The 12,979-nt window shown below is 70.0% G+C and carries 12 protein-coding genes; 7 read left to right on the top strand and 5 right to left on the bottom strand.

Translation table 11 applies throughout. The annotated features are described in order from the left end of the window. Nucleotides 1-2 precede the first annotated feature (2 nt). Nucleotides 3-1,541 (top strand): arylsulfotransferase family protein, encoded by a 1,539-nt coding sequence (locus IEY73_RS14935; RefSeq protein WP_229715842.1) that lies wholly within the window; start codon nt 3-5, stop codon nt 1,539-1,541. Nucleotides 1,542-2,252: 711 nt separating this feature from the next. Further along, nucleotides 2,253-3,407 carry a type III PLP-dependent enzyme gene (locus IEY73_RS14940; protein WP_189079808.1) on the top strand — a complete coding sequence of 385 codons (1,155 nt, stop codon included), beginning with the start codon at nt 2,253-2,255 and terminating at the stop codon, nt 3,405-3,407. 24 nt (nt 3,408-3,431) lie between these two features. Here IEY73_RS14940 and IEY73_RS14945 read toward each other — a convergent pair whose 3' ends face one another. Together IEY73_RS14945 and IEY73_RS14950 are read right to left on the bottom strand one after the other, a co-directional pair. Next, a complete protein-coding gene (locus IEY73_RS14945; protein WP_189079809.1) occupies nt 3,432-4,343 on the bottom strand; it encodes a rhomboid family intramembrane serine protease in 912 nt (303 codons plus the stop codon). 9 nt (nt 4,344-4,352) lie between these two features. Further along, a complete protein-coding gene (locus IEY73_RS14950; protein ID WP_189079810.1) occupies nt 4,353-4,877 on the bottom strand; it encodes a peptidylprolyl isomerase in 525 nt (174 codons plus the stop codon). A 128-nt stretch (nt 4,878-5,005) separates the two neighbouring features. On the opposite strand from IEY73_RS14950, the gene IEY73_RS14955 reads away from it, so the two are divergent. Further along, complete coding sequence (locus IEY73_RS14955; protein WP_229715843.1) at nt 5,006-5,707, top strand: hypothetical protein; 702 nt, start codon at nt 5,006-5,008, stop codon at nt 5,705-5,707. 136 nt (nt 5,708-5,843) lie between these two features. Here the strand turns inward: IEY73_RS14955 and eccB are convergent, their stop codons facing one another. The 3 genes from eccB to IEY73_RS14970 form a co-directional block, all read right to left on the bottom strand. Further along, nucleotides 5,844-7,274 (bottom strand): type VII secretion protein EccB, encoded by a 1,431-nt coding sequence (gene eccB / locus IEY73_RS14960; protein ID WP_189079811.1) that lies wholly within the window; start codon nt 7,272-7,274, stop codon nt 5,844-5,846. A 31-nt stretch (nt 7,275-7,305) separates the two neighbouring features. Then, complete coding sequence (corA, locus tag IEY73_RS14965; RefSeq protein ID WP_189079812.1) at nt 7,306-8,451, bottom strand: magnesium/cobalt transporter CorA; 1,146 nt, start codon at nt 8,449-8,451, stop codon at nt 7,306-7,308. A 250-nt stretch (nt 8,452-8,701) separates the two neighbouring features. Then, nucleotides 8,702-9,796, bottom strand: coding sequence for an aminotransferase-like domain-containing protein (locus IEY73_RS14970; RefSeq protein ID WP_189079813.1), 1,095 nt, complete (start codon nt 9,794-9,796; stop codon nt 8,702-8,704). A 37-nt stretch (nt 9,797-9,833) separates the two neighbouring features. On the opposite strand from IEY73_RS14970, the gene IEY73_RS14975 reads away from it, so the two are divergent. From IEY73_RS14975 to IEY73_RS14990, 4 genes are all read left to right on the top strand, one after another. After that, on the top strand, nt 9,834-10,289 hold the full coding sequence (locus IEY73_RS14975) for an NUDIX hydrolase (RefSeq protein ID WP_189079814.1): 456 nt from the start codon (nt 9,834-9,836) through the stop codon (nt 10,287-10,289). 63 nt (nt 10,290-10,352) lie between these two features. Continuing rightward, entirely contained in the window at nt 10,353-11,084 is a 732-nt protein-coding gene (locus IEY73_RS14980; protein WP_189079815.1) for a phosphocholine cytidylyltransferase family protein, read from the top strand. After that, nucleotides 11,072-12,133 (top strand): iron-containing alcohol dehydrogenase family protein, encoded by a 1,062-nt coding sequence (locus tag IEY73_RS14985; RefSeq protein ID WP_189079816.1) that lies wholly within the window; start codon nt 11,072-11,074, stop codon nt 12,131-12,133. Before IEY73_RS14980 ends, IEY73_RS14985 begins: the two co-directional genes overlap by 13 nt. Further along, nucleotides 12,108-12,833 carry a CDP-alcohol phosphatidyltransferase family protein gene (locus IEY73_RS14990; RefSeq protein ID WP_189079817.1) on the top strand — a complete coding sequence of 242 codons (726 nt, stop codon included), beginning with the start codon at nt 12,108-12,110 and terminating at the stop codon, nt 12,831-12,833. Before IEY73_RS14985 ends, IEY73_RS14990 begins: the two co-directional genes overlap by 26 nt. Nucleotides 12,834-12,979 lie beyond the last annotated feature (146 nt).

Consider the following 12,979-nt stretch of genomic DNA (forward strand, 5'->3'; position numbering starts at 1 on the left):
GCGTGACAGAATCCCCTACAGCTCCTAAGACGTCCCGCCGTAACGTCCTGCTCGGCGTCGGAGGCGCCGCGATCTGCACCCTGGCGGGGGGCGGCGCGGGTTATGCCATCGCCAACACCGACGGCCGCTCGTCCACCGATGCGGACGACGCCGCGAAGTCCGATGCGCCCCAATACCGTTCCCGCCCCGACCTGCGCGCGATGGCTGACGTCACCATCACCACTCCCGCCAACGGCACGACGCCCGGCGGCATCCTCCTCACCCCGTTCGCCGGTGGCTGGTTGTCCGGCCCGCTCATGGTCGACGAGCAGGGCTCGCCCATCTGGTTCAAGAAGGTGCCCGACCCGGCCACCGTCGCCATCGACTTCAAGGCCCAGCGCTACCGCAACAAGCAGGTGCTGTGCTGGTGGGAAGGGACCATCGGCGGAACCGGTGGTCAGGGCGTCGGCCAGGGCGAGTTCGTGATCGCCGACAACCACTACCACGAGATCACCCGGATCCGGGCGGCCGGCAGCGAGCAGGCCGACCAGCACGACTTCATCATCACCCCGAACGACACCGCGGTCTTCTGGGTCTATGACCCGATCCCGTACGACCTCAGCCCGTACGGCGGACCCGCCGACGGGGTGCTGCACGACGGCGTGATCCAGGAGATCGACATCGCCACCGGGCAGAAGGTGTTCGAGTGGCGGGCGCACGAGCACATCGGGCTGGACGAGTCGCACGCGCCGCTGCCCAAGGGCGACAACGCACACCTGCCCTGGGACTTCTTCCACGCCAACTCGGTGGGTCTCGCCGCGGACGGCAACCTGATCGTGTCCGCGCGACACACCTGGGGCTGCTACAAGATCGACCGCAAGTCCGGGGAGGTCATCTGGCGCCTCGGCGGCAAGAAGTCCGACTTCACCATCGACCCGAAGGCCGCCTTCTTCTGGCAGCATGACTTCCGGCAGCGCCGCGACGGCACGTACAGCGTCTTCGACAACGGCGCCGGCATCGAGAAGAACCGCGACTACTCGCGCGGGCTGGTGATGCAGCTCGACGAGTCGGCCCGGACCGCGAAGTTCGTCACCGAGTTCGTGCACGACGAGAAGCTGTCCGCGCCGACGCAGGGCTGCTGCCGGGAGCTCGCCGACGGCGGCACCTTCATGGGCTGGGGCCAGATGCCCTGGTTCACCGAGTACGCCCCGGACGGCACCGTGCGGCTGGACGGCCACCTGCCGCTGAACAGCCAGTCCTACCGCGCCTACAAGGTGGACTGGTCGGCCGAGCCGCTCGACCAGCCGGCCCTCGGCCTGCACACCGAGGGCGGCAACGTGATCGTCAGCGTGAGCTGGAACGGTGCCACCAAGGTCGCCAAGTGGCGTGCCCGCGCGGGCGGCCAGCCGGGTGAGGCGCTGTCCCCGGCGGTCGAGGCGGACCGCACCGGCTTCGAGACGACCATGAAGATCGACGGCATGGTGGAGTACGTGGTGGTCGATGCCCTGGACCGCTCCGGCAAGGTGATCGGCACGTCGGCGTCCATCCCGGCGCGCGTCTGACAGACCCGCACCCGACCGGCCGCCCGTAACAGCGGCCGGTCGGGTGCACAACCACGCCAGGCGGTAGACACCCCCGCCCCGCCCCGTCGTCACGCCCCGTCCCGTCCCGCCCCGTAGCGCCGCGCCGCCCCCGTCCCGCCGCGTCTCGCCGCGCCCCGTCCCGCCGTGCCGCCCCCGCCGATCTTGAGGTTTAGGTGCCCGACTTGGGGCTCCATACCCGACTTGCCGGACCCGGAAGTCCAAGATCGACGCCGCGGGCGCCGTCATGCGCGCCGATCTTGGACTTCCCGGTCGGACAAGTCGGGTATGGGGTTCGAAGCCGGGCACCAAAACCTCAAGATCGACGTGACGTGACGTGACGTGACGTGACGTGACGTGACGGGGTCGCGGCGCGACGGCGGGACGCGGCGGGACGGGGCGGGACGGGGCGCGACACGAGGGGGCGGGAGGGGGCTCTGTGGAAGGCGGCTCCGTGGGTCGGCGCACCACCGCATACCGCCAGGGGCATCGGGGTCTCCTGACCGTGCCATCGTCCCGTGAGGACCGCGCCCGGCCTCTCCACCGCTCCGCCCGGCCGCCGCGATAGGTCAGCGGCACCTGGCACGCGCCGATCGACGACGAGGGGGCGGCGCCCCGTTCTTGATCTCATGAGGATGCACGTACGGGGGACGAACACAGCGCTCGGCAACAAAGAGCATTTATCGTCCGCATATGGAACTACGTCGTTGCCTGGCGGTCCTTCGTAGGGCGTTCGGCGTGGCCCGGCGCTGGGGCCCGTACGGGCGTCCCGGTGCCGTGACGACCCCACGCCTGGTGATGGACCTGGTCACAGTGGAGCATGCGTACGCGACCTTCCGTTCCGCGCTGCCGGAGGCGCGGGTGCACTATGCCATGAAATGCAACCCTCATCCGGATATCCTGCGGCGACTCCGTCGGGCCGGATGCTCGTTCGAGATCGCCTCGGCGGCGGAACTGGCGGCGTTGCACGCGGTCGGCGTGCGCGGGCGGGACGTGCTGTTCAGCAATCCGGTGAAGGCGGATCTGCACATTCAGGCGGCGCACGCGGCGGGTGTGTGGCGGTTCGCCGCCGATTCGCCGGAGGAGGTGGAGAAGCTGGCCCGGCATGCGCCGGGTGCGGCGGTGTACGCCCGGCTGCGCACCGGCGGCGGCGGGGAAGTGGGCAGCGAGGGCAAGTTCGGGGTGACCGCGCAGGTGGCGGCGGGTCTGCTGCGCCTGGCGCGGGAGCGCGGCCTGCGCCCGTACGGGCTGACGTTTCATGTGGGATCGCAGATGACCGAGCCGCAGGCATGGACGCCGGCGATCGCGGAGTGCGCGGCGGCGATGCGCGAGCTGGAGCGGGACGGGATCACCCTGACCATGGTGGACGTGGGTGGCGGGTTCCCGGCGCGCTACGACGTCGATGTGCCTGATTTGTCGGAGTACGGCAAGGTGATCCGGTCTGCGGTGGAGTCCCTGCCGTACCGGGTGGAGCTGGTGGTGGAGCCGGGCCGGGCGCTGGTCGCGGAGGCGGGCACGATGATGGCGACGGTGATCGGCTTGGCCGAGCGGGACGGTGCCCGATGGGCGCACCTGGACGTGGGCGCGTTCAACGGCCTGATGGAGGCGTTGGAGAGCGGCAATCAGTTGCGCTTCCCGGTGACCGATCCGCGCCCGAGCGGCCCGCGGCGGCGCTACCACCTGACCGGGCCGAGCTGCGACAGCCAGGACACCATCCTGTACGACGTGGAGCTGTCCGCGGACCTGGGCGTGGGCGACGCGGTTCTGATCCACGTCGCGGGCGCGTACACCAGCGCGTACGCGTCGACGTTCAACGGGTTTCCGGTCCCGGCCGTGCGGTGCCGGTGACCTCTCCCGGTCAACCGGACGAGGTCAGCCGAGCAGGGCGAACGTGCGCCAGACGGCGAGCACCAGCAGCGCGGCGACGATCACGGCGAGACCGACGCCTTGCACGACGTTGCGGTTCTTGGTCGGCGCGTACGCGAGAACGGCGGCGGCGACCCCGCCGACGGCCAGGCCGCCGAGGTGTCCGGCGACCGAGATGTTGGCGACCGCGAACGTGAAGATCACGTTGATCACGATGATCGGCAGGATCGGTGCGACGCTCAGATTCAGCCGCCGCAGGATCACGAAGATGGCCGCCATCAGACCGAAGACGGCGGTCGACGCGCCGGCGGTGGGCACGTTGGGCGGAGAGAACAGGTAGGCCGCGACATTGCCGCCGAGGCCGGCGATCAGGTAAAGCCCGGCGAAGCGCAGCCGGCCCAGGACACGTTCCATGTCCCGGCCGAGGATCCACAGCGCGTACATGTTCATCAGCAGGTGCAGCGCGCCGTAGTGCAGGAACATGGCGGTGATCAGCCGGTACCACTCGCCGGCGGCGACGCCGTGCAGGGCCGTGTCGCCGGGACCGTAGGACGCGTACCCGATGACCGATCCCCAGTCGGTGAGCGGCGTGGTGCCGCCGAGCAGGCCGCCCCAGCCGCCACCGGCCACCGCGCCGAGCCCGCCGGTCGCCACCGAAATGATCATGACGGCGACGTTGATGCCGATCAGGGTCCGGGTGACGGTGCCGGTGCCGCCCGCGACGCGGCCGCCGAAGGCGGTGCGGGCCTGTCGCTGCGTGCGGCGCCCCTCATTCACGCATTCGGGGCACTGGTGACCGACCGATGCCGCGTTCATGCAATCGGGGCATATCGGCCGGTCACAGCGCGTACAGCGGACGTACGTCTCCCGTGACGGGTGGCGGTAACAGACCGGAACCGTCTGGGGGACGTCACTCATGGCACAACGTTACCCGCGCTCGATCTCGACCCGCTCGATCACCACGTCCTCGCGGGGCCGGTCACCGGGGCCGGTCGGCGTGGTGGCGATGGCGTCGACCACCTTCGTCGACTGGTCGTCGGCGACCGCACCGAAGATCGTGTGCCGGCGGTTCAGGTGCGGCGTGGGCGCGACGGTGATGAAGAACTGAGAGCCGTTGGTGCCCGGCCCGGCGTTCGCCATGGCCAGCAGGTACGGCCGGTCGAACTGCAGCTCAGGGTGGAATTCGTCGGCGAACTGGAAGCCCGGCCCGCCGCGCCCGGTGCCCGTCGGGTCACCCATCTGAACCATGAAACCGGAGATGACGCGGTGCGAGATGGTTCCGTCGTAGTACGGGCCGTTGCCCTTCTGGCCGGTGCGCGGGTCCACGTAGTCCTTGGTGCCCTCGGCGAGCTCCACGAAGTTGCGCACGGTAGCCGGCGCGTGGTCCGGGAACAGCTGGAGACGAATCTGGCCGTGGTTGGTGTGCAGGGTGGCGTAAAGCTTCTCGGCCACGGGTACTCCTTCTGTCGTCCGACAGTCCTTTTGCCTTCCGGATCCTCCCCCATGTGTCTGATCGGGCGACGCGGGGGTACCTGAGAGGGCAACATGATGAGGGAGCGAACCTCAGGAGGTGGGCACTGGTGCTCGAGACGATGCGCCGCAAGCGCCGCAGCAACAAGATGAAGAGCGAGCTCGGCCAGAGCGTCGATCACTTCCGGCGGGCGGCCGCCATCGCTGCTCAGGAGACCGGCGCCACGGTCGGCCCGAAGTTCAACGCCGCACGTGAGCGTGTGCAGCCGGTGGCGGGCAAGGCCCGCGACGCGGCTGCGAGCGGCTGGGGCAGCACCGTGGCGACGCTGGGACCCATGGTGGCCTCGGCGGCGGGCAACGTACGTCAGGCGAACAAGGAAACCAAGAAGGCGGCCAAGGCGAACCGCAAGGCCGCGGAGAAGAACGCCAAGAAGCTCGAGAAGCGCACCAACAAGGCGCTCGGCCGCAAGCAGCGCGGCCGGAAGACCTCGACGCTGCTAGGGATCGCCCTGGTCGGCGGTGCGGTGGGTGCCGGAGCGGCGTACGCCGTGCGTCGGCGCCGGGCCGCACAGTGGGACGAGTACGACCCGGCGGAGCCGGTCGACACGCCCACGGCCGTGATCGACACCGCGGATGACGCGGCGTTCGAGCCGACGGACCAGACGGAGACGACCGCTCCGGCCGCCGGCGCGGGCCTTGACGCCGCAGTCGCCGAGGACCCGACGCTGCGCACCGGCACGGCGGACCAGACCTCGTCGACGCAGCACAGCCCCGAGGTGGCCCGCATGGCCAGCGGTAAGAACTCCGACTGACCGGAGAGGGAAAGTCGGCGGTCACCAGCCGGGTCGGATGCCTCGCGCATCCGATCCGGCTAGTCCCTTGTCGAAGATCCGGCTAGTCCCTTGTCGAAGCAAGCGGTCTCTGGCCTCCCGCCGGGGGCCGCTGCGGTCAGTCCGACGCGGTGACCGGTCGGCGGGCTCGTTCCGGGTCCAGCGACGGCCCCTGCGGCAGCAGCGAGACCAACTGGGCGGGCACCTCGACCGGTTTGGCGTCGTGGTAGCCCAGCTTGCCGAGCAGGTTGCGGGAGGCGATCGGGTAGCGGACGCCCGTGTCGGTCACGACGCTGACGGTGCCGGCGGTGGCCGGCGCGGTCGGTGAGGCCGCCGAGACGACAAGCGCTCCGTGTCCCCGGGGCACATGCACCAGGTCGGCCTGAACGCCGCCGGGCAGGGCGTCAGCGCGGCGCACCGGTGCGCCGGCCGGTACGGCCGGGTCAATGCGCACCGTGAGGGAGTCGTTCTCCGCCGAGGTCACGCAGACCCGCCGCGCGGAATCGAGCAGCGTCGGCACGGTCGCCGGGAAGCCCGCGGTGGACGCCGCGGCGGTGAGCACGGTGGCCGACCGTGGCAGGTTGCCGTAACGCGTGCGGTCCATGTCCTCCGGTTCGGCGCCCTCCGGGGCGGCACGCATCAACAACGCCTGCACCTCGGTGAGGTCCGCGACTCCGTCCGCCATGACCACGCCCCAGGTGGGCGAGCCGTTCGGGTCGCTGGAGACGCGCAGGAGCTGTCCCACCCGATGGTTCGGCATGGTCGGCGACGGCGCGCCGTGCCGCGGGATGCGCGGCGCCTGCAGGTCGGCGCCCACCGGGACGGCGTTCAGCCAGCCGGTGGCCACCGGAAGCGGTTGTTCGGTCCAGCCGAACCAGGTGCGCGTCTGCTGCACCCGGCTCCCCGGCACGAGGAAGCGCCGGTTGCCGAAGACCAGATAGATCCGGTCCAGCGCGTCGGAGACGAGCAGGGCCTGCGGTTTCCCGCCGGGCGGTGGCGCGGCGAGGGTGTTGCCGCCGGCGATCCGATCGCCGACCAGCAGCAGGCTCCGCGGTTCCGCGATCGGGGAGTCGCCCGCCCGCTGGGAACAGACAGTCCAGTCGTCGGGCAGCAGATGGTCGGCGTCGGGCAGCGAATCCGGGGCGTCCGGGATGCCGAGGGGCTCGCCCAGGCTCATCGTGGCCAGGCGGTCGGACGAGGTGCTGACCACCTTCGGCTCGGACGAGTTGGCGATCAGCAGGCCCGAGCTGTAGTTGATGATCGGATGCAACCGGTCGTCGGTCTTGAGATAGACGAAGCGCGCGCCGGAACCCTTCTCCAGGAAGACCACCGACTCGTCGCGCAACTCGACGGTGTTCGTGCCGGTGAGGATGCCGTAGACCAGGGTGCCGCCCAGCGCCAGCGTGGCGATGACGGCACCGACCAGCACCGTCATGCCGGCTCGCCGCAGCGGCGAGCGGTGCGGGTCGGGATCGTGGGTGACCAGGGCCGCCACCACCCGCTGCAGCGAGTATTGGTAGGAGTGGAGCTGGTCCTGACGCGACGGCACGACCAGCACTCTAGAGGCAGCGGTCGATGACTCACAGCCAGCCGTTGCGGCGGAACGCCCGATAGAGAAGCACGGACACGCCCAGCATCAGCGCGATCACCACCGGATAGCCGTACTGCCAGTGGGTTTCCGGCATGAAGCTGAAGTTCATCCCGTACACGCCGGCGATGGCGGTCCAGGCCGCCGAGATGCCGGCCCACGCGGCGATCTTGCGCATGTCGTTGTTCTGATCGACGGTCACCTGGGCCAGCCGCGCCTGCAGGACCGAATTGAGCAGGTCGTCGTAGGAGGCGACCTGTTCGACCGTACGGGTGAGGTGGTCCTGCACGTCGCGGAAGTACCGCCGGATCTCCTTGGGCACCAGCCGGCTCTGCGACGAGGTGATGGTGGCCAGCGGGCGCTGCAGCGGCATCACCGCGCGGCGGAACTCCACCAGCTCCCGCTTCATCTGGTAGATCTGCTGCACGGTGCTGCCGCCCTCGCGGGAGAACACTCCTTCCTCCAGGATGTCCAGGTCCGCCTCGACCTGCTCGGCGACGGCCACGTAGGCGTCCACCACGCGGTCGGTCACCGCGTACGCCACCGCCCACGGTCCCTGCTCCAGTAGGACGCCGCGCTCCTCCAGGTCGGCCCGCACCGGCGCCAGCCGGGTCGCGTCGCCGTGCCGCACCGTGATCACGAATCGTTCGCCGATGAACAGCATCATCTGACCGGTCTCGACGATCTGCGAGGTCTCGGTGAGCTGGCTGTGCGGCACGTACCGGGCGGTGCGCAGCACCAGCACGTGCACCGCGCTGTACTGCTCCAGCTTGGGCCGCTGCTCCGCCTTGACCGCGTCCTCGACGGCCAGTTCGTGCAGGCCGTACGTGTGCGCGATGGCGGACATCTGCTCCTGGGAGGGCTCGTGCAGCCCCAGCCACACGAAGGCGCCGTCGCGGGAACATGCCTCGCGCAGCGCCTCGTCCGGGCTGAACGTGCCGGGCTCGCGGCGGCCCGCGACATAGACCCCGCAGTCGACCACCGCGCTCTGCTCGCCGAGGTGGCCGGAGCCGTTGGCCTGTCCCTCGGCGGTGCCCAGGATCCGGTTCATGGCGCGCACCGGGGCGGTCCACGCCCGCTGCAGAGACCGGTTGACGGCCACCGACCGGCTGCGGCCGCGAACAGTGTTGTCGGCCATGGAAACCTCCCCCAGTCGCTGGATCCAGCATCCGAGGCTAACCGGCGGGCAGGAACGCCGGGCGGGCCGCGCACACCGTTCGGGGGGAGAACGGCTGCGCACGGCCCGCCGGGCGCGGGGGGTGAGGAAAGAGGATCAACGGTGCCCGCGAGCGAGCGCCGTTGAGCATTGTGATCCGGACGCCACCCGCAAGGGAAACCGAGAATGTGTCGGAAATCCGACACTATGTATCAGGCGGGCAGGAAGTTCCTCAGGCGCGCACCTCATCGATCGCCGCGGCGAGCCGGCGCACACCCTCATCGATCTGATCCACGGTCACCGCGGAGTACGCCAGGCGCACCGAGTGCTCCCCGCCGTCCAGCAGGAAGTCGCTGCCCTTGACGATGGCGACGCCCTTCTTCATGGCCGCCGGGAACAACCGGTCCACCGCCACGTCCTCGGGGAGATCGACCCAGAGGAAGTAGCCGCCGTCCGGCTCGGTGAAGGTGGCGCCGGGGATGTGCGTGCGGATCGCCTCGGCCAGCACCCGGGCGCGCTCGCCGAGGGCGGCGCTCACCGTGGCGACGGACCGCTCGATGTCGCCGGAGACGCAGAACTGGTGCACGATCGCCTCGGACACCATGCCCGGCGAGATGTAGAGGTTGGTGGCCTTCTTGGCGATCGCATCGATCAGCGCGGCCGGGCCGACCAGGTAACCGACCCGGACGCCGGGGCACACCGTCTTGGTGAAGCTGGATGCGTGCACCACCGCGTTGTCCGAGTCCATCGACAGCATCGACGGCAGCGCGTCGCCGCGGAAGCGAATGTCCACGTACGGGTCGTCCTCGAAGATGGTGAACCCGTACTCCACGGCCATGCTCAGCAGGGCGCGGCGCTTCTCCACGGACAGCGTGACGCCGGCCGGGTTCTGATAGTTCGGGATGATGTGTGCCAGCCGGGGCCGCAGGCCGCTCTCCAGCAGCGCACGCAGCTCGTCCACGTCGATGCCGTCCGGCTGGATGGTCACCTGGTGCACCTTGGCGCCCAGGTTCTGCAGGCTCAGCAGCGTCCGGTCGTACGTGGGCTTCTCCACCACCACGTCGTCGCCGGGCTGGATCAGGTGGTTGAACAGGAACGCGTCGGCCTGCAGCGAACCGTTCGTCACGATGACCTGATCGGCGGTGACCCCGTGCTTCTCCGCGATCCACTTGCGCAGCGGGACATAGCCGACGGAGGTGCCGTAGGCCGTCATCCCGGCGGGATCGGCGTCGAAGGCGCGGGCGGCGGCGGCCTTGAGGCCGGCCACGTCGACGATGTCCAGGGACGGCGCACCACGGGCGAACGAGATCAACTGCTCAGCGGTCATAGCCCCAGCTTACGAGGCGGCTCGACATGATTTTTTCATGGCTGCACCCGAACCCCTCCGCGTGGCCGGAGCTCTCGTGGTGCACGACGACGGCCGCATTTTCTTCCAGAAGCGCTCGCCCGCACGGAAACTCTTCCCGGACACCTGGGACATCGTCGGCGGTCACGTGGAACCCGGCGAATCGGTCGAGGAGGCGCTGCGCCGGGAGACGACCGAGGAGACCGGATGGCAGATCTCGGTCGTGCTCGCGGCCCTCGAACCGTGCTCCTGGACCGGTGACGACGGCCTCGCCCGGGTCGAGTCCGACTTCCTGGTCCGGGTCGACGGTGACCTCGAACGCCCTCGACTGGAGCAGGGCAAGCACACCGAGTTCCGCTGGCTGGCCGAGCACGAGCTGGACCTGCTTCAGGAGAACCGCGCTCCCGACGACACGATGCTCCGCCGCATCGTCGAGCAGGGCTTCGCCGCGCTGCGGCTTCTGGGACTCTCCTGACCTGGAGCTGTAGCACATTGGCTATCCTCGGCAGCTCGACACCCTCGCCGGAAGGAAACACCCATGATCGGTCTGGTTCTCGCCGCCGGAGCCGGGCGGCGGCTGCGGCCGTACACCGACACCCTGCCCAAGGCTCTCGTGCCGGTTGACGGCGACACCACGATCATGGACATCTCGCTGCGCAACCTGGCCGCCGCCGGGCTGACCGACGTGACAATCGTCGTCGGCTACTGCGCCGACGCGGTGGTGCAGCGGGTGGACGCCTTCCAGAGCAAGTACGGTGTGAAGATCTCCCTCGTGCACAATGACAAGGCCGAGGAATGGAACAACGCCTACTCCCTGTGGCTCGCACGCGACCACTTCGCCCAGGGTGCGCTGCTCGTCAACGGCGACACCGTGCACCCGGTGAGCGTGGAGCAGACCCTGCTCGCCAACCGCGGGCCGGGGATTCTGCTTGCCATCGACAATGTTAAGAAGCTGGGCGACGAAGAGATGAAGACGATCTTTTCGGAAGATGGCCGGCTCACCAAGATTACGAAGCTGATGGACCCGGCCGACGCGTTCGGCGAATACATCGGCGCGACGATCATCGAGCCGTCCGTCGCCGCGGGCCTCGCCGATGCGTTGAAGACCACGTGGGAACGCGATCCGAACCTCTACTACGAGGACGGCTATCAGGAGCTGGCCGACCGTGGCGGCGAGATCCGGGGGGCGGCCATCGGCGACGTGCCCTGGGTCGAGGTGGACAACCACGAGGATCTGGCCAAGGCACGGGACATCGCATGCCGCTACTAGCGCGCAGCGTCCAAACCCCGCTGCACATCGACGTACGCCGCGGCGCGGTCGCTGACCTGGGCCGCATCCTGGCCGACGGGCGCATCTCGGCGGGCGGTGACGTGGCGGTCGTGGTCGGCCCCGGCCAGGGCGAGCGGATCGCCGAGCTGATCCGCCCGTCGCTGCGCGCGGCGGACGTCTACACCACCGTCGGCGGCACCCTCGACGCGGCCATGGAACTGGCGGACAAGCTGCGGTCCCGGGCCTATGACGCGGTGGTCGGCATCGGCGGCGGCAAGACCGTCGACACCACCAAATACGCGGCCACCCGGTGGGCGCTGCCCATGGTGTCGGTGGCCACCAGCCTGGCCAACGACGGCATCGCGTCTCCGGTGGCCAGCCTGGTCAACGACGGGATCAAGGGGTCCTACGGCTCGCACATCCCGCTGGCCGTCATCGTCGACCTGGACTTCGTGGAGAACGGACCGGAGCGCATCAACCGCTCCGGCATCGGCGACGTGATCAGCAACATCAGCGCCCTCGCCGACTGGGAGCTGGCCCGCCAGGTCCGCGGCGAGCCGGTGGACGGGCTGGCCGCCTCGCTGGCGCGGATGGGTGCCGAAGCGGTGCTCACCATGCCCGGCGACATGAACGACGACGCGTTCGTCACCGTCCTCGCCGAGGCGCTGATCTCCAGCGGGCTCGCCATGGCCGTCTGCGGCAGCAGCCGCCCGGCCAGCGGCGGCTGCCACGAGATCATGCACGCCACCGACACGCTCTTCCCCGGCACCGGCTCCCACGGCGAGCTGGCCGGGCTGGGCGCGCTGTTCTGCACCTTCCTGCGCGAAGACATGACCCGCTTCGCGCAGATGTCCGCATGCCTGGCCCGTCACGGGTTGCCCCGCACACCCTCGGACGTCGGTTTGACCGGCGACCAGTTCGTGGACGTGGTGGCGTTCGCACCCCGCACCCGCCCGGACCGCTACACCATCCTCGAACACCTCGCGATGTCCACCGACGAGATCCGCCGGAAGCTGGCCGACTATGACCGAGCCGTCACCCACCCGTGAGCCCACGGCCGCGGACTTCTATGCGGTCAACCGAGGTGGTGGCCTGTTCAGCGAACTGATCAGCCAGCGCCTCGGCGCGCGGGTCGCGGTGTTCGCCAACCGGCACAAGCTGTCGCCCACCGTGCTGACCGTCGGCAACCTCGGCGTCGGCTGCCTGATCTCGTTCGTGGTCATCGCCACCGCGGGACCGGTCGCCGACGGCCGCGTCTGGGCCTGGGCGATCGGTCTGGTCGCGCTGGTCGGTTGGCAGTTCGCGTACGCGCTGGACTGCGCCGACGGACAACTGGCCCGAGTCACGCACCAGACCAGCCCGGCGGGGGCGCGCGTCGACGTGCTCTGCGATGTGGCGGCACAGGTCGCACTGGTGTCGGCCCTGGCCGCGGTGGCCCACGCGCAGGTGCCGGAGACACCGGCCTGGCTGCTGGGCGCGTTCGCCGGCACCTGGATGGTCAACTTGGTGACGTCGGTGATGCAGGCCGGTCCGCAGGCCGCCAGCATCGTCACCAGCACCTCGTTCCCGGTGCGGGTGGTGAAGCTGGTGCGCGACTACGGCGCCGTGATCGCGCTGGCGGGCGTGGTGCTGATCGCTGCGCCACAGTGGACGGTCTGGGTGGTCTGCCTGTTCACGTTGATCAACGCAGCCTTCCTGGCGGCGAGCATCGCGATGGCGGGGCGCAACTCCCTGCGCCCGCAGCCCTGACCCCAACCCCAACCCCGCGCAGGCATCCGCCAGCCGCGTTCCCGCCGGCCCCCGGCCCCCGGCCGGCCCCCCGGCCCCCCGGCCGCGTCCGCAGCCGGGCCCGCAGCCGGGCCCCGGCCGTCGATCTTGAAGTTTCGGGGCCACTT

It is taken from the genome of Mangrovihabitans endophyticus (assembly GCF_014646155.1).
Classification (GTDB): domain Bacteria; phylum Actinomycetota; class Actinomycetes; order Mycobacteriales; family Micromonosporaceae; genus Actinoplanes; species Actinoplanes endophyticus.